16 protein-coding genes and 1 tRNA gene are annotated in these 15,185 nt (G+C 62.0%); 5 read left to right on the top strand and 12 right to left on the bottom strand.

The window, feature by feature from the left end; genetic code table 11:
* Window positions 1-49: 49 nt before the first annotated feature.
* Together PQR32_RS29030 and PQR32_RS29025 are read right to left on the bottom strand one after the other, a co-directional pair.
* Complete coding sequence (locus PQR32_RS29030; protein ID WP_408235071.1) at window positions 50-643, bottom strand: nitroreductase family protein; 594 nt, start codon at window positions 641-643, stop codon at window positions 50-52.
* A gap of 178 nt (window positions 644-821) precedes the next feature.
* Window positions 822-2,105, bottom strand: coding sequence for an MFS transporter (locus PQR32_RS29025; protein ID WP_408235068.1), 1,284 nt, complete (start codon window positions 2,103-2,105; stop codon window positions 822-824).
* A gap of 155 nt (window positions 2,106-2,260) precedes the next feature.
* On the opposite strand from PQR32_RS29025, the gene PQR32_RS29020 reads away from it, so the two are divergent.
* Window positions 2,261-2,914 (top strand): TetR/AcrR family transcriptional regulator, encoded by a 654-nt coding sequence (locus PQR32_RS29020; protein WP_408235065.1) that lies wholly within the window; start codon window positions 2,261-2,263, stop codon window positions 2,912-2,914.
* A 91-nt stretch (window positions 2,915-3,005) separates the two neighbouring features.
* Complete coding sequence (locus tag PQR32_RS29015) at window positions 3,006-3,560, top strand: DUF1415 domain-containing protein (RefSeq protein ID WP_408235062.1); 555 nt, start codon at window positions 3,006-3,008, stop codon at window positions 3,558-3,560.
* Between the two features lie 46 nt (window positions 3,561-3,606).
* Here the strand turns inward: PQR32_RS29015 and PQR32_RS29010 are convergent, their stop codons facing one another.
* Window positions 3,607-4,449, bottom strand: a complete 843-nt coding sequence (locus tag PQR32_RS29010; RefSeq protein ID WP_408235059.1) for a class I SAM-dependent methyltransferase — start codon at window positions 4,447-4,449, stop codon at window positions 3,607-3,609.
* Window positions 4,450-4,832: 383 nt separating this feature from the next.
* Here PQR32_RS29010 and PQR32_RS29005 point away from each other — a divergent pair, with 383 nt between their 5' ends.
* The gene (locus PQR32_RS29005; RefSeq protein WP_012434486.1) at window positions 4,833-5,153 is read left to right on the top strand and encodes a type II toxin-antitoxin system HicA family toxin; all 321 of its coding nucleotides are present in this window, start codon (window positions 4,833-4,835) and stop codon (window positions 5,151-5,153) included.
* A 90-nt stretch (window positions 5,154-5,243) separates the two neighbouring features.
* On the opposite strand, the gene PQR32_RS29000 is transcribed toward PQR32_RS29005, so the two are convergent.
* The gene (locus PQR32_RS29000) at window positions 5,244-5,453 is read right to left on the bottom strand and encodes a DUF1059 domain-containing protein (RefSeq protein WP_310813738.1); all 210 of its coding nucleotides are present in this window, start codon (window positions 5,451-5,453) and stop codon (window positions 5,244-5,246) included.
* Window positions 5,454-5,833: 380 nt separating this feature from the next.
* On the opposite strand from PQR32_RS29000, the gene PQR32_RS28995 reads away from it, so the two are divergent.
* Complete coding sequence (locus tag PQR32_RS28995) at window positions 5,834-7,114, top strand: TIGR03862 family flavoprotein (RefSeq protein WP_408235054.1); 1,281 nt, start codon at window positions 5,834-5,836, stop codon at window positions 7,112-7,114.
* Window positions 7,115-7,157: 43 nt separating this feature from the next.
* Here the strand turns inward: PQR32_RS28995 and PQR32_RS28990 are convergent, their stop codons facing one another.
* The 8 genes from PQR32_RS28990 to PQR32_RS28955 all read right to left on the bottom strand — a co-directional run bounded on the left by PQR32_RS28990 (window position 7,158) and on the right by PQR32_RS28955 (window position 13,810).
* The gene (locus tag PQR32_RS28990) at window positions 7,158-8,282 is read right to left on the bottom strand and encodes a methyltransferase (protein ID WP_408235051.1); all 1,125 of its coding nucleotides are present in this window, start codon (window positions 8,280-8,282) and stop codon (window positions 7,158-7,160) included.
* 391 nt (window positions 8,283-8,673) lie between these two features.
* Window positions 8,674-8,749: transfer RNA gene (locus PQR32_RS28985), tRNA-Thr, on the bottom strand.
* A 19-nt stretch (window positions 8,750-8,768) separates the two neighbouring features.
* Window positions 8,769-9,278, bottom strand: coding sequence for a ClpXP protease specificity-enhancing factor (locus PQR32_RS28980; protein ID WP_408235048.1), 510 nt, complete (start codon window positions 9,276-9,278; stop codon window positions 8,769-8,771).
* A 70-nt stretch (window positions 9,279-9,348) separates the two neighbouring features.
* Window positions 9,349-9,960 carry a glutathione S-transferase N-terminal domain-containing protein gene (locus tag PQR32_RS28975; protein WP_006052302.1) on the bottom strand — a complete coding sequence of 204 codons (612 nt, stop codon included), beginning with the start codon at window positions 9,958-9,960 and terminating at the stop codon, window positions 9,349-9,351.
* A gap of 95 nt (window positions 9,961-10,055) precedes the next feature.
* On the bottom strand, window positions 10,056-10,811 hold the full coding sequence (locus PQR32_RS28970) for a cytochrome c1 (RefSeq protein WP_408235045.1): 756 nt from the start codon (window positions 10,809-10,811) through the stop codon (window positions 10,056-10,058).
* 21 nt (window positions 10,812-10,832) lie between these two features.
* Window positions 10,833-12,212, bottom strand: a complete 1,380-nt coding sequence (locus PQR32_RS28965; RefSeq protein WP_408235042.1) for a cytochrome b — start codon at window positions 12,210-12,212, stop codon at window positions 10,833-10,835.
* A complete protein-coding gene (petA, locus tag PQR32_RS28960; RefSeq protein WP_012434493.1) occupies window positions 12,212-12,832 on the bottom strand; it encodes a ubiquinol-cytochrome c reductase iron-sulfur subunit in 621 nt (206 codons plus the stop codon). The genes PQR32_RS28965 and petA overlap by 1 nt, the downstream gene beginning before the upstream one ends.
* 231 nt (window positions 12,833-13,063) lie before the next feature.
* Window positions 13,064-13,810, bottom strand: coding sequence for a Nif3-like dinuclear metal center hexameric protein (locus tag PQR32_RS28955; protein WP_408235039.1), 747 nt, complete (start codon window positions 13,808-13,810; stop codon window positions 13,064-13,066).
* 19 nt (window positions 13,811-13,829) lie between these two features.
* Here PQR32_RS28955 and PQR32_RS28950 point away from each other — a divergent pair, with 19 nt between their 5' ends.
* The gene (locus tag PQR32_RS28950; protein ID WP_408235036.1) at window positions 13,830-15,056 is read left to right on the top strand and encodes a Do family serine endopeptidase; all 1,227 of its coding nucleotides are present in this window, start codon (window positions 13,830-13,832) and stop codon (window positions 15,054-15,056) included.
* Window positions 15,057-15,185 lie beyond the last annotated feature (129 nt).

Raw genomic sequence — 15,185 nt, 5'->3', positions numbered from 1 at the left:
CGGTCAGCGCCGCGCGTCTTACCTCAATACACAAGCCGAAAGAAACCGCTCAGAACGCCTTCTTCCACCCGCCACCGTAGGCGATTTCCGCCAGCGGCAGACGCTGACGCACCGACTTCTCGCGCTCGCGCAACACCGGATCCAGTTTGTCGACGTCGCCGTAATGACCGAGCGAAATCATCGCGATCACTTCGACGTCGCTCGGCAGCTTGAATGCCGTGCGGAACGCGTTCGGGTCGAAGCCGCTCATCTGGTGCGCGGCAAGTCCTAGCGCATGCGCCTGCAATACCAGCGCCATCGCCGCGGCGCCCGCATCGTACGGCGCGCAGCGATTCACCTCGCCCTTGTTGGTGAGCGTATGCGTGGTCACCGCGATCAGCACCGGCGCCGGCGCATTCCAGCCCTGGTTGAACGGTACCAGCGTGGCAAAAGCCTGCTTGAACGAGACTTCATCGACGCTGCGGTCGAATACGAGGAAACGCCACGGCTGCGCGTTGTATGAAGACGGCGCCCAGCGTGCCGCTTCGAGCACGGCTTGCAGATGCTCGCGGCTCACCGGCTCGCTCGAATACGCGCGCGGGCTCCAGCGGCCTGCAATCAGCTCGTGAATGGCAATTGCGGTAGGGGCGGGTTTGTTGGCCATGCGCTTCTCTCGGTCGAAATTCATGATCGACGGGCAACTGCCCGGGGTCACATAGCATAACCGGGCTTCGGCACGCGTGCGCCAACAAGCGAGCAGTTTGTTTAGCGCTGGCGGCGATAGCGAAACGGCCCCTTGCGGGGCCGTGATTTTCGCGATGCCCGGATCGCCGCGCGCGGCTTTATGCCACCTGCGGTTCCGGCACTTTGGCGGGCCGGTTGATCCGCAACACGATCACCGCCGCCACGAGGCACAAGCCGCCAGAAATCATCGACGCCACCGTGTACGTGCCGAGACTCGCGCGCAGCATACCCGCGCCGAGCGCCGCGAACGCCGCACCGAGCTGATGGCCGGCGACGATCCAGCCGAACACCACCGGCGCCGACTCCTTGCCGTAGACGTCGGTGGCCAGACGCACGGTCGGCGGCACGGTCGCGATCCAGTCCAGACCGTAGAACACGGCGAACAGCGGCAAACCGAAGAAGTCGATGCCGAACGCGTGCGGCAGAAACATCAGCGACAAACCGCGCAGACCGTAATACCAGAACAGCAGCACGCGGCTATTGAAGCGGTCCGACAACCAGCCCGACAGCGTCGTGCCGAACAGATCGAAGATGCCCATGGCGGCGAGCAGGGAGGCGCCCTGCACTTCCGTCATGCCGTAGTCGCCGCACATCGCGATCAGATGGGTGCCGACATAGCCGTTGGTGCTCGCGCCGCAGATAAAGAAGCTGAAAAACAGCAGCCAGAAATCGCGGGTCTTGCTCGCCATGGCGAGTGTGCCGAAGGCGATTGCCAGCGGATTCTGTTTGGTGACGGTGCTGTTGATGGGCGAATCGTGCGGCTCGCCGTACGGGCGCAGCTTCATGTCGGCCGGGCGCTCGGGCAACAGAAACGCAACCAGCGGAATCACGATCGCGGCCGCAATGGCAACGACCCACACCACTTGCCGCCAGCCGTGGTGCTCGGCGATGGCCGCGAGCATCGGCAGGAACACCAGTTGGCCGGTCGCTGAACTCGCCGTGAGAATGCCCATGACGAGGCCACGCCGCGTGGTGAACCAGCGCGTGACCACCGTCGCCGACAACGACAGCGCCGCGACGCCCGTCGAACCACCGACCATCACGCCCCAGATCAGCACCATCTGCCACGGGTGCGTCATCAGCGACGACAGCGCCACGCCTGCCGCCATCGTTCCAAGCGCAGCCAGCAGCGTGGGGCGCACACCGAACCGTTGCATCGCCGCTGCCGCGAACGGTCCCATCAGACCGTACAGCGCGATGTTCACGGAGATCGCCAACGAAATCGTTGCGCGGCTCCAGCCGAATTGATGCTCGAGCGGCACCATCATCACGCTGGGCGTGGCGCGCGTGCCGGCCGCCGCAAGCAGTACCAGAAACACCACCGCGACGGTCAACCAGCCGTAGTGGAAACGTCCGCCAATCAGTCTTGCTGCCCAGTTCATCGGTTCTCCAATCGACACCTGCTCCGCAGGCGACGCCGCTTATATTCTTACGAGTTCGGTAAAGGACTTGTGACAGATCAGTCACAATAGGTGTTGCGATCTTAGTTACTGGTCGGTAACATGTCAAGGCGTTAATTGAATTCAGGTGGCTATCCATGTCCGACAGTGAATCCCGCAAACCGGCCGCGGCCCGGCGCACGCGCGGCGCGCAGACCGCCGGGCCGCAGGCGCAACAGCACTTGCTCCGTGCGGCGGACGAACTGTTCTATCGCGAGGGTGTGCGAGCCGTCGGCGTGGACGCGGTCGTCGAGCGCGCCGGCGTGAACAAGATGAGCTTGTACCGGCAATTTTCGTCGAAGGACGAGTTGGTCATGGCTTATCTGGAGCGCAAGGACGAGCAGTTCTTCGGCTACGTGGAGAGGAGCTTCGCCAAACATCCGGGCGAGCCGGCCCGGCAGCTTCAGCAATATTTCGACGACCTCGCGGTGCGCGCGTCGATCGATGACTATCGCGGCTGCCCTTTCGTGAACGTGTCGGTGGAGTTTCCGGACACGGCGCATCCGGCGCGGCAGTTCGTGTTTCACAACAAGGCGCGCCTGATGGCGCGGCTCACGGAACTGACGACGGCAGCGGGCGCCGATGATCCAGCAGCGCTCGCCAATGCGCTCGGTTTGATGATCGAAGGCGTGTATGCGGCCAGCCAGACATACGGCCCCGGTTGCGGGCCCATTCTGGCCGCGCCGAAAGTCGCCGCGCAGTTGATCGCCGCTGCGTGCGGCGCGGCTGCGGTGTCGTCGTCGACTGACTGAAATTTCTGCTTTGCGGCCCTGTTTGCGCGAGGCGCGAATCGATGCCCATCCGCACCGTTAAAATGGCGCTTTATCTCCCGCGCCGCCTGCCATGTCGTTGTCCGCTGAATCCCACGATGCCGTCGTTGCCGCTACTCGTCACTGGCTGACCGAGGCTGTGATCGGCCTCAACCTGTGTCCGTTCGCGAAGGCAGTCCACGTGAAAGGACAGATTCGCTATGCCGTCAGCGATGCCGTGGACATGGAAGGTGTGCTGGCCGATCTGGAAACCGAGCTTCAGACGCTGGTCGCGACCGACCCGAATGCCGTGGATACGACGCTGTTAATCGTGCCGCAGGCGCTCAGCGATTTTCTCGACTACAACGACTGCCTGTTTTTCGCCGAGCGCATGCTCAAGCAGCTTCGGCTGGAAGGGGTCGCTCAGATCGCCAGCTTTCACCCTCTTTATCAGTTTGAAGACAGCGACCCTGACGATATCGAGAACTACACGAATCGCGCCCCGTATCCGATTTTGCATCTGCTGCGCGAGGACAGCATCGAACGCGCGGTTCAGGCTTTTCCCGATGCGGAAGAGATTTACGAGCGGAATCAGGAAACGCTCCGGCGAATCGGCCTGGCCGGCTGGAATGCGTTGATGAAGCGGTAAATTCACACAGCAGCCCGAAACCAAGCCACTGTGCAACAGCACGCGATCAGGCCGAAACAAAGAACCGTTCCTTCAATTCCTCGATCCCGAGCGTTTCCATCACCTCGTTCAAGCGCTCGGCCGGCCGGCGCCTCGGCAAATCCTTGTACTGGGCGATGATCAGTTCATTCTTCATGGAATGCTCCCAGCCCACCAGTTCGGTCACGCTGACCTGATATCCGTGCGCTTCGAGCTGCAAACACCGCAGCACGTTCGTGATCTGACTCCCGAACTCCCGCGTGTGCAACGGATGCCGCCAGATCTCCGTCAAGGCGTTCGCGAGCGATTTGCTCTTGTTCTGTCGCAACACCCCCGCCACCTCGGCCTGACAGCACGGCACGACCACGATGTACTTCGCCTTCTTTTCGAGCGCGAAACGCAGCGCGTCGTCGGTCGCGGTATTGCAGGCGTGCAGCGCCGTGACAATATCGATCTGGGCCGGCAAGCGGTCCGACGTGATCGAGTCCGCCACCGACAGATTCCGAAACGACATGCCCGTAAAATCCAGCCGGTCAGCCAGTTCCTCCGACTTCGCGACGAGCTCCTCGCGCGTTTCAATGCCGTATATGTGTGACGCACCGCCCGCATCTTCCTGAAACTCCTTGAAGAAAAGGTCGTACAGGATAAAACCTAGATAGGACTTGCCCGCGCCGTGGTCGACGAGGGTCACGGCGCCCTGCTTGTCCTTGAGGTCTTTGAGCAGCGGCTCGATGAACTGGAACAGGTGATAGACCTGTTTCAGCTTGCGGCGGCTGTCCTGGTTCATCTTGCCGTCGCGTGTGAGGATGTGAAGCTCCTTCAGCAACTCGACGGATTGGTTCGGACGGATTTCGTGCGTTTTGCTGGACATCGGGGGAAATCGCCAAGAATTGCAACGTGAACGTGCGACAGGTGACGGAAAAAGGGAAAAGTTGCTGCCAGTTTACCCAAAGTGCGGCTTGCTGACCGAAGGAGCCGCGCGAAGCATGTCAGAAAGGGCATCAACTGGAACACTTCCTGCTCAAAAAGCGTCTCGCGGAAGGTTCCAGAAAGGCGCAAAAGCAGCTTGCGTAACGGCCGGGCCCGATGGCACCGGCCGTGCCGCCTATAACAACGGGCTGCGGCCGTGGCTTTCACCACGCGAACCGAATGCATGTGGGGAGGACGGTCCCGGAACACGGGCCGAACGTTACGTAACCAGCAGCGCGCCGAGACGTCAAGCGGACGCGCGCTCGGAAAATAGAAGAGGCGGCAATGGATACGGTACCCAACGGAAACGTCGAACAGAAATTTCAGGAAATGCTGGCGAAACTCATCGCCACCCCGGCGTGGTCCGAGAAGCAGCAACTCGAACTGGAAATGGCTCGCGACATCTCGACGGAAATGCTCCGTCTGGCCGAAGTCATGCGCGACGGCAGCGTGGACATGGAAACCTGCCTGACCATGCTCAAGTACGCCAAAGTGCTCGACTTCGTCATGACTACGCTCGCATCGCGGCGCGATATCAAACCGCAGACGCTGCGAGTCATTTTCAAGCTCGCCGGACTCAAGGTGGACGAGGCGTACCCCGGCTAAGACATAGTTCGACGATGCTGCGACCCGCGCGGGCGGCAAGGCGCCGCTCGCGCGGGTCGCTCGTTCTGTAGCGCCCCGAAAGACGGCAACTCACGCGCGCGGCGCCTCGACCGGTGGCGTGCCGTCGTGAAAGAGCGTCTTGAGTTGCGAGCGCAATTCCGGCGAATCCGTATGTTTGTGCACAGCGACCGCATGCTGCACGGCGGCGTCGAGCAATTCGCTCTCGCTGTCGGCAGACAGGGCGACGGTGCAGTTCATTTCGCTCGGAAACTCACGGCAATCGATGTATTTGCGGGACATGGCAGTCTCCTTGATCCAGACGACGTTCAGACATCCACGCAGGCAGCAGACGCGCGGACCACATCGCCGGCCGTGACACGGCGGCTCCGATCGCGCGGATAGCGCCGTGGCAGGGAGGGCGGCGAGTTGATTTGACGCGAGGAAGACGCGCACAGCGTCCGATGGAAGGTGTCTGAAAAGTATAGGTCGCGCCGGTCGATAACAAAGTCGCCGACGTGAATCAGGCGGATGCAGGACCGCCTCAACCCAGCCTTTTTCGGCCTGCTGGGCCGGCCGCGCGTTTGCCCTGCGCTGCCCGTGGTGTGAAAATAGCGCCCTTCGCGCCGCCGGCTCATCCGAACCGTCGGCGCGCCGCCTCTTCCGTTCATCCGCAGGCCCGCATGTCATCCTCATTCGATTCCGCCCGCGTCGCCGTGATCGGCGGCGGCCCCGCCGGCCTGATGGCCGCCGAGGCGCTCGCTCAGCAAGGCGTGCAGGTCGACGTCTATGACGCCATGCCGTCGGTCGGCCGCAAATTTCTGATGGCGGGCAAGGGCGGCATGAACATCACGCATTCGGAGCCGCTCAAGCCGTTCCTCGGCCGCTACGGCGCGCGCCGCGAACAGATCGCACCGCTCGTGCAAGCCTTCGATCCCGACGCCCTGCGCGCGTGGTTGCATGCGCTCGGCGTGGAGACGTTCGTCGGCAGTTCGGGGCGCGTTTTTCCGACCGACATGAAAGCCGCGCCGATGCTGCGTGCGTGGCTCCATCGACTGCGCGAGACGGGCGTGCGCTTTCACATGCGCCACAAGTGGACCGGTTGGGACACCGAAGCCGGCGACGCCGCGACGCATACGCTCCGTTTCGCGACGCCCGACGGCGAACGAACCGCAACCTTCGATGCCGTGGTGTTCGCGCTGGGCGGCGCAAGCTGGCCGCGGCTCGGATCGGACGCCGCCTGGGTCCCGCTGATGGCCTCGCGCGACGTGCCGGTGACGCCCTTGCTGCCCGCGAACTGCGGCTTCGACGCGGACTGGAGCCCCTATCTGCGCGAGCGTTTCGCCGGTCAACCCGTCAAGCCTGTGGCCATCGCGCTCACCGGCGTAGACAATAAAGTCCACAATCGACAAGGTGAAATACTTCTGACCGAAACGGGCCTCGAAGGGAGTTTGATTTATGCCTTGTCGGCCGTGATCCGGGAGCGGATTCTGGCCGACGGCGATGTCACGATCGCCCTGGATCTGGCGCCGGGCTTGCCTTTAGAGCGCGTCGTCGCCGAAGTCACACGACCGCGCGGCTCACGCTCGATGTCGAGTCACCTGCACGGACGAATCGGAATTGGCGGGGTAAAACTGGCTTTGTTGCACGAGATTTTGTCGAAAGAAGCCTTCGCCGACGCCAATGGTCTCGCGCACGCGATCAAGGCGCTGCCCGTGCGTCTCACCCGCGCCCGGCCGATCGCGGAAGCGATCAGCACCGCAGGCGGCGTTCCCTTTGAGGCCCTCGACGAGCACTTGATGATCGAGCGCCTGCCCGGCGTCTTCTGCGCGGGCGAGATGCTCGACTGGGAAGCGCCGACGGGCGGCTATCTGCTCACCGCCTGCTTTGCCAGCGGCCTCGCGGCAGGGCGTGGCGCGGCGGCGTATGTCGGCAAGTTCAAGGGGCGCGGCGCGCTGGCGTGACGTGTCGCCCTCGCATAAAAGCGAGAGCAGCGCATCTCACCGCTTATTGAGCCTTCAGACGCCACAGCGACGTCACTTCGGCCATGCGCGCCGTATGCAGCGCATCGGTTTCATCGGTCGACTTGGGGTGTCGCGGACGAATGTCCTCGCGACCCACCACGGTCAATCCCGCCTTGTCGATCGCGGCGACCAGGAAGTCGCGCGTGCGCAAACCGAGATGCTCGGCGAAATCCGACATGATCAGCCAGCCCTCTCCGCCCGGCGACAGATGCTCCGCCAACCCGTTGAGGAAACCAAGCAGCATGCGGCTTTCCGGATCGTAGATCGCGTACTCGATCGGCGAAGCGGGCCTCGCTGGCACCCACGGCGGATTGCATACCACAAGCGGCGCGCGGCCTTCCGGAAACAGATCGGCCTGCACGACCTCGACCTGCTGGTCGTAGCCGATACGCGTCAGGTTTTCGCGCGCACAGGCGAGCGCGCGCGGATCCTGATCGGTAGCGATAATTTTCTTCACGCCGCGTTTGGCGAGCAGTGCCGACAACACGCCCGTACCGGTGCCGATATCGAACGCCTTGTTCAGCGAAGGCAGCGGCGTGCGCGCGACGAGATCCACATACTCGCCGCGCACCGGCGAAAACACGCCATAGTGCGGATGGATCCGGTCGCCCAGTGCGGGAATCTCGATACCCTTCTTGCGCCACTCGTGCGCGCCGATCATGCCGAGCAGTTCGCGCAGCGACACGACGGACGGCTCGTCAGCGGACGCTCCGTACGTCTCGATGCAGGCTTGTTGGACATCCGGCGCGCGACGTAGCGGAATAGCGTACGCGGCGTCGAGCGGAATCAGGATCATGCCGAGCGTGCGCGCGCGTTGCGACTGCGCCTGGCGATGCAGATTGAATGCGTCGATCGGCGTTTCGCCGTGCTTGCGAGGTTTGCGCTCCAGCCGGCGCGTCACCGCTTGCAGCAGTTGGCGAGCGTTCTGGAAATCGCCGTTCCATAGCAGGGCCGTCCCTTCGCACGCGAGCCGGTAGGCGGAATCGGCGGTGGTGCGGTCGTCTGCGACAATGACGCGCTTGGGCGGCGGCACGGCCGCTTCGGAGCGCCAACGCGCGGAGCGGGGGCCGTCGGCTTCGGGCCAGGTGATGGTTGCAGGGCTGGTCATATGAGGTGGGATCGGTGTTGCGGGAGCGACGCGCTGAGAAGCCGCGTCATCGGGGGCGTTGCCCGCCGGAGTACTTGGAAGCGTTGCCGACTGACGCCCGAATAGTACCTCTGTCGTCCGGGTTCGCGGTGCGCGTTCGTCGGCGGGGACGGGTGAAGCGCGTTTATCTCCGGGCTCGACCGGCAAATCGTAGACTAAAAAGTCCACAATCGACAAGGTGAAAGAGATATGGTGATTTTGGACCGTTTCGCGCCTCACCGATGCTTCATGAAGCCGTTCTTTTTGTGGACTGAAGGGCCGTGGCGGCGGTTCGGACACGGCGCTTTATCGATAAGCGCGCACCAATGAAAAACGGGGTTTCTGACTGAACAGAAACCCCGTTTAGTACAACTGGTGCCGGCTGCAGGACTCGAACCCGCCACCTCATGATTACAAGTCAAGCGCTCTACCTGATGAGCTAAGCCGGCATGAGGCCGTGATTCTACTTCATTTTACGATCTTGAGGCGAGCCCTTCCGCCGCCTTTCGATCCGTCGTCGTCAGGCTGCGGACCGTCCGTCTCGCTATCGGCTTTAGCGGTGGCGGCATCGGTCGCCGGCGCCGTTTCGACCGCGCGTGGCGCGGGCGCTTCGGTCTCATCCGCCACTTCCGCGTCGGCGCCCGAATCCTGCGCTTCACCGCCCGTCGACTCGACCGGGAACGCCATGCCCTGGCCGTTTTCGCGCGCGTAAATCGCGAGAATATTGGCGATCGGCACCTCGATCTTGTGCGACTTGCCGGAGAAACGCGCGCTGAACTCGATCCACTCGTTGCCCATCTGCAATTGGCTGGTCGCCTCGAAGCTGATGTTCAACACGATTTCGTTGTCGCGCACAAACTGACGCGGCACGCGCGTCTGATTGTCGACCCGGACCGCGATGTGCGGCGTATAGCCGTTATCCGTGCACCACTCGTAGAGCGCGCGCAGCAGGTAAGGCTTGGTGGAAATCTCTTGCATCAACAGTCCTCTTACCGGGCGCGGGCCCGCGCTCAGTCAGCCGCGCGGCGCCCTCACCCCAAAGCCAAACTCAACGACGCATCACCTTTTCCGACGGCGTCAGCGCTTCGATATAAGCCGGGCGGCTGAAAATTCGCTCGGCGTACTTCATCAGCGGTGCGGCGTTCTTCGACAGCTCGATGCCGTAGTGGTCCAAACGCCACAGCAGCGGCGCGATCGCGACGTCGAGCATCGAGAACTCTTCGCCGAGCATGTACTTGTTCTTCAGGAAGATCGGCGCGAGCTGCGTCAAACGATCGCGGATCGCGAGGCGGGCCTTCTCGTGATTCTTCTCGGCGGCCTTGCCCTTTTCGTTTTCGAGCGTGCCGACGTGCACGAACAGTTCTTTCTCGAAGTTCAGCAGGAACAGGCGGGCGCGGGCGCGCTGAACCGGATCGGCCGGCATCAGTTGCGGGTGCGGGAAGCGCTCGTCGATATACTCGTTGATGATGTTCGATTCGTACAGAATCAGGTCCCGTTCGACGAGAATCGGCACCTGACCATACGGATTCATCACGGCGATGTCTTCCGGCTTGTTAAACAGGTCGACGTCGCGGATCTCGAAGTCCATGCCCTTTTCGAACAACACCAGCCGGCAGCGCTGGGAGAACGGGCAAGTTGTGCCGGAATACAGAACCATCATGTTTACGTTTCCTCAAAAAGCTGAAAGGCCAGCGCGCGGAAAAACCGTCCAACAGGTTTTTCCTGGCGCCGGCCCCACGCCGGGTGACGGCGTGATTATTTGATATGTTTCCAGTACGCGGCGTTCAATCGCCAGGCGAAAAAGCTCAGGATACCGAGGAACAACAGCACCCACACGCCAAGCTGTTTGCGGGTTTTCTGGGTCGGTTCGGACATCCATGACAGGTACGACACGAGGTCGGCCACAGCAGAATCATAATCTACCGGCGACATCGTCCCCGGAGTGACCTGCTGGAAGCCGACAAATTTGTGTACCGTCTCGCCAGTTTTTTCGTCGGTTTCGTCACCGAACTTCGCGGTACGTTGCCCCTGAAGCTGCCACAGCACGTGAGGCATGCTCACGTTTTCATACACCAGATTGTTCCAGCCGGTCGGCCGCGTATTGTCGCGATAAAAAGTGCGCAAATACGTATACAGCCAGTCCTTGCCGCGCGCCCGCGCTTCCACCGACAAATCCGGCGGACTCGCGCCGAACCACGCTTGCGCGTCGGCCGGCCGCATCGCCACGGTCATGGTGTTACCGACTTTATCCGTGGTGAACAGCAGGTTCGCCTGAATTTCGTTCGGCGCGATGCCGATGTCGGTCAGGCGGTTGTAGCGCATCAGGTTCGCGCTGTGGCAATTCAGGCAGTAGTTTACAAACAATTGCGCGCCGTGCTGCAAGGAAGCGAAATTCTCCGCGTTATCCGGCGCGCGGTCGAGAGGAAAATTCTCGTCCGCGTAAGCCGGGGCGGCCAGCACCGCGAGCAGTGTCGCGCCGATCAGCGCGCACTTCGTAAGCAGTTTTTTCATTCGTGTTCTCCTGGCTCGCGATTAGTGAGGCTTGAACCGCACCCGTTCGGGCGGCTGCTTGAACGTGCCAAGCCGCGTCCAGAACGGCATACCGAGGAAAAACGCGAAGTAGATCAGCGCACAGACTTGCGCGATCAACGTGGCGGCCGGCGACGGTGGTTTAGTGCCGAGGAAGGCCAGCGTCAGGAACACCGCCACGAAGATCCCGTAGAACACCTTGTGAAAAAACGGCCGGTAGCGAATCGACTTGACCGGCGAACGGTCGAGCCACGGCAGGAAGAACAGCGACACCACCGCGCCGCCCATCACCACCACGCCCCAGAACTTCGACTCGGTAAAGGCCATGGCCAGAATCACCAGCACCGCGAGCACCGGCAGGCCGAGCTTCCACTTGCCGCGCGCGCGCACGAGCGCGAGCAGGCCGAGCAGCCCGATCACGACCATCAGGACGATCTTGAATGGATCGGTGGTGGCGCGCAGCATCGCGTAGAACGCCGTGAAGTACCACACCGGCGCGATTTCAGGCGGCGTCTGCAGCGGGTTGGCCGGCACGAAGTTGTTCGCTTCGAGGAAGTAGCCGCCCATCTCTGGCGCGAAGAAGATGATCGCCGCGAAGATCAGCAGGAACACCGTCACGCCCATGAAATCGTGCACCGAGTAGTACGGGTGGAACGGAATGCCGTCGAGCGGAATGCCGTCCGGGTCCTTCTTCGCCTTGATCTCGATGCCGTCCGGATTGTTCGATCCCACTTCGTGCAGCGCGACCAGGTGAGCGACCACCAGACCGATCAGCACCAGCGGAATCGCGATCACGTGAAACGCGAAGAAGCGGTTCAGCGTGACGTCCGAAACCACATAGTCACCGCGAATCCACAGCGACAGATCCGGCCCGATGAACGGAATCGCCGAGAACAGATTCACGATCACCTGCGCGCCCCAGAACGACATTTGCCCCCACGGCAGCAGATAGCCGAAAAACGCCTCGGCCATCAGGCACAGGAAAATCGCGCAACCGAAAATCCACACCAGTTCGCGCGGCTTACGGTACGAGCCGTACATCAGCCCGCGGAACATATGCAGATACACGACGACGAAAAACATCGACGCGCCCGTGGAGTGCATATAGCGGATCAGCCAGCCCCACGGCACCTCGCGCATGATGTACTCGACCGACGAGAACGCGAGCGTCGCGTCGGGCTTGTAGTTCATGGTGAGGAAGATGCCGGTGACGATCTGGTTGACCAGCACCAGCAGCGCGAGCGAACCGAAGAAGTACCAGAAGTTGAAGTTCTTCGGCGCGTAGTACTCGGAAACGTGCTTCTTCCAGGTGGAAGTCAGTGGAAAGCGCCGGTCGATCCAGCCGACCAGCCCGGTCGTCTCTACTTCGTGTTCGATCGCCATTACGCTTCTCCTTTCTCGTCCTTGCCGATCACGAGGCCGGTGGCCGAGGTGAACATGTAAGGCGGGATGTCGAGGTTCTGCGGCGCGGGTTTGTTCTTGAAGACGCGGCCGGCCATGTCATAGGTCGAGCCGTGGCAAGGGCACAGGAAGCCGCCTGGCCAGTCGTCTGGAAGATTGGGCTGCGCGCCCTCCTGGAAGCGCGGCGTCGGCGTACAGCCCAGATGGGTGCACACGGCGACGGCGACGAAAAGGTTCTTGTGGTCGGTGCGTGAACGGAACTCGTTGTTGCAGTACTCCGGCAACGGCATCGAAAAAGGATTCTTGGTGTGGGGATCCGCTACTTCGTTATCGGCTTTCTGGACATCGGCGAGCATTCTGTCGGTGCGGTTGATGATCCACACCGGCTTACCACGCCAGGCAACGGTCTTCATGTCGCCGGGCTTGAGATCACTGATATCGACTTCGACCGGGGCACCTGCTGCCTTGGCCTTTTCAGATGGTGCAAACGAACTAACAAAGGGTACGACAGTGGCAACGCCTCCTATGCCACCTGCTACGGTCGTCGCTATCAGCCAGGTACGGCGGCTGCCGTCGACGCGTTCATCTTCCTTGTCTCGCATCACACGCCCCACTTCTGAGTTGGATTTTTCCTTCACGTCTCTTCTACCGCCGCTAGTTTGCGCGAATGGAGTCGCCATTTACAAGGGCCGATTGCCAAAAACCGTGCGAAGCCTTTGATAAATCAGGGTTTCTCCGTACGAATCGCAAACCTTTTTGCATCTCCTTTTAAGTGCCCTCTCCGTTATTCGTGCCTTTTTCTTCGCTAATGCGTTTTAGGTCGATCTGGCGATTCAAACGGGATTGGGGATATCGATAAAGAGGTGCTCGATATCGAACTGCTCGGACAGATGCTTGCCCACCGCCTGCACGCCGAAGCGCTCGGTGGCATGGTGGCCGGCAGCGAGAAAAGCCACGCCGCTTTCCGCCGATGTGTGCATCACCGACTCCGACACTTCGCCGGTCAGATAAACGTCGGCGCCCGCGTTGATGGCCGCGTCGAACATGCCTTGCGCGGCGCCCGTGCACCAGCCTACGCGGCGCAGTTCGCGGTCCGCGTCGCCGAACACGAGCGGCGTGCGGCCGAGCGTCTGCTCGACTTGTGCGGTGAAGTGCGCGAGCGTGATCGGCATGGGAAACGTGGCGAGCCAGCCGAGGTCGTTCTCGCCGAAGCGAGCGTCGCTGATCCAGCCCATCTTCGCGCCAATCTGCGCGTTGTTGCCGAACTCGGGATGGTCGTCGAGCGGCAGGTGATAGGCGAACAGGTTCAGGTCGTTGGCGATCAGCAGCTTCAGCCGTGCGTGTTTGCGGCCGGTGATCTGCGGCGCTTCGTTGCGCCAGAAATAGCCGTGATGGACCAGCACGGCGTCCGCGCCCCAGTCGAGCGCGGCCTCCAGGAAGGCCGCCGAAGCGGTCACACCGGTCGCGAGCTTATTGATCTTGCGACGCCCTTCGACCTGCAGTCCATTGGGGCAATAGTCCTTGAAGCGCGCGGTTTCAAGGAGATTGTTCAAGTACAATTCAAGTTCGATCCGATCCATATAAACCTCTAGTCTTCAGATGCTTAGACGCTTTTGGCTGTTCTTTGCCCAAGCGGTGACCGTGCTGTTGGCGCTAATGTTCATCATTGCGACCCTCAAACCGCAGTGGCTCCAGCGTCAAGGGCAATTCGGCAAGCAACTCGCCGAACCGATCGTCGCCCTGCGGGAAGTAGCGCCAGGCATCGGCAGCGGCCCAGCTCAGGCGTCGTACGCGGACGCCGCGCAAAAGGCCATGCCCGCGGTCGTCAATGTGTTCTCCAGCAAGGATGGCTCACTGCCACCCGACCCGCGCGCGAAAGATCCGCTGTTCCGCTACTTCTTCGGCGACAAGAACCGCAAGCAGCAGGAACAGCCCGCGTCCAATCTGGGCTCCGGCGTGATAGTGAGTTCGGAAGGTTACATTCTAACGAACCAGCACGTCGTGGACGGCGCCGATCAGATCGAAATCGCGCTGGCCGACGGCCGCACGACGAATGCGAAGGTAATCGGCGTCGATCCGGAAACGGATCTGGCCGTGCTCAAGGTCAACATGACCAACCTGCCCACCATCACGCTCGGCCGCATGGACCAGACGCGCGTGGGCGACGTCGTGCTCGCCATCGGCAATCCTTTCGGCGTCGGCCAGACGGTGACCATGGGCATTGTCAGCGCGCTTGGGCGTAATCACCTGGGCATCAACACGTTCGAAAACTTCATTCAGACCGACGCGGCCATCAACCCGGGCAACTCGGGTGGTGCGCTGGTCGACGTAAACGGCAACCTGCTCGGCATCAACACCGCGATCTATTCGCGCTCGGGCGGCTCGCTCGGCATCGGCTTCGCGATTCCCGTCTCGACGGCGCGCAGCGTGCTCGAGAGCATCATCACCACGGGTTCGGTCACGCGCGGCTGGATTGGCGTCGAACCGCAGGACGTCACGCCGGAGATCGCCGAATCGTTCGGGCTGGATCAGAAGTCAGGCGCGATTGTCGCTGGCGTGCTGAAGAACGGTCCCGCGGACCGCGCGGGCATCAAGCCGGGCGACATTTTGATGAGCGTGAACGGTCAGGAAATCACCGACACCACGCGTCTGCTGAATGTGATCGCGCAGATCAAGCCGGGCACGGCCGCGAAGGTGCATCTCGTGCGTAAGAGCCGCGAGATGGATCTGGACGTCACCATCGGCAAACGCCCGCCTCCGCCAAAGCAACCGGCCGAGGACAACGGTGGTGGCGGTGGCGGCGATCAGGACGACGACGGCGGCTGACGTAGCAAAGGGCGAAGAACGCAATCGCGACGGCAACGCCTCAGCGACAGCAATGCCTCAGCGGCAACAGCAAGCGCAAGCAACGCGCCGCGCATCAAGCAAAAAGGGCAGTCCATCACGGACTGCCCT

The sequence above is a fragment of the Paraburkholderia dipogonis genome (assembly GCF_046027395.1).
Lineage (GTDB): Bacteria > Pseudomonadota > Gammaproteobacteria > Burkholderiales > Burkholderiaceae > Paraburkholderia > Paraburkholderia dipogonis_A.
This window is presented reverse-complemented; position numbering and strand designations above follow the sequence as displayed.

Coding starts and splice junctions, on each gene's coding strand:
- PQR32_RS29030 (WP_408235071.1), bottom strand. CDS start 643: ATGGCCAACAAACCCGCCCCTACCGCAATTGCCATTCACGAGCTGATT.
- PQR32_RS29025 (WP_408235068.1), bottom strand. CDS start 2,105: ATGAACTGGGCAGCAAGACTGATTGGCGGACGTTTCCACTACGGCTGG.
- PQR32_RS29020 (WP_408235065.1), top strand. CDS start 2,261: ATGTCCGACAGTGAATCCCGCAAACCGGCCGCGGCCCGGCGCACGCGC.
- PQR32_RS29015 (WP_408235062.1), top strand. CDS start 3,006: ATGTCGTTGTCCGCTGAATCCCACGATGCCGTCGTTGCCGCTACTCGT.
- PQR32_RS29010 (WP_408235059.1), bottom strand. CDS start 4,449: ATGTCCAGCAAAACGCACGAAATCCGTCCGAACCAATCCGTCGAGTTG.
- PQR32_RS29005 (WP_012434486.1), top strand. CDS start 4,833: ATGGATACGGTACCCAACGGAAACGTCGAACAGAAATTTCAGGAAATG.
- PQR32_RS29000 (WP_310813738.1), bottom strand. CDS start 5,453: ATGTCCCGCAAATACATCGATTGCCGTGAGTTTCCGAGCGAAATGAAC.
- PQR32_RS28995 (WP_408235054.1), top strand. CDS start 5,834: ATGTCATCCTCATTCGATTCCGCCCGCGTCGCCGTGATCGGCGGCGGC.
- PQR32_RS28990 (WP_408235051.1), bottom strand. CDS start 8,282: ATGACCAGCCCTGCAACCATCACCTGGCCCGAAGCCGACGGCCCCCGC.
- PQR32_RS28980 (WP_408235048.1), bottom strand. CDS start 9,278: ATGCAAGAGATTTCCACCAAGCCTTACCTGCTGCGCGCGCTCTACGAG.
- PQR32_RS28975 (WP_006052302.1), bottom strand. CDS start 9,960: ATGATGGTTCTGTATTCCGGCACAACTTGCCCGTTCTCCCAGCGCTGC.
- PQR32_RS28970 (WP_408235045.1), bottom strand. CDS start 10,811: ATGAAAAAACTGCTTACGAAGTGCGCGCTGATCGGCGCGACACTGCTC.
- PQR32_RS28965 (WP_408235042.1), bottom strand. CDS start 12,212: ATGGCGATCGAACACGAAGTAGAGACGACCGGGCTGGTCGGCTGGATC.
- petA (WP_012434493.1), bottom strand. CDS start 12,832: ATGCGAGACAAGGAAGATGAACGCGTCGACGGCAGCCGCCGTACCTGG.
- PQR32_RS28955 (WP_408235039.1), bottom strand. CDS start 13,810: ATGGATCGGATCGAACTTGAATTGTACTTGAACAATCTCCTTGAAACC.
- PQR32_RS28950 (WP_408235036.1), top strand. CDS start 13,830: ATGCTTAGACGCTTTTGGCTGTTCTTTGCCCAAGCGGTGACCGTGCTG.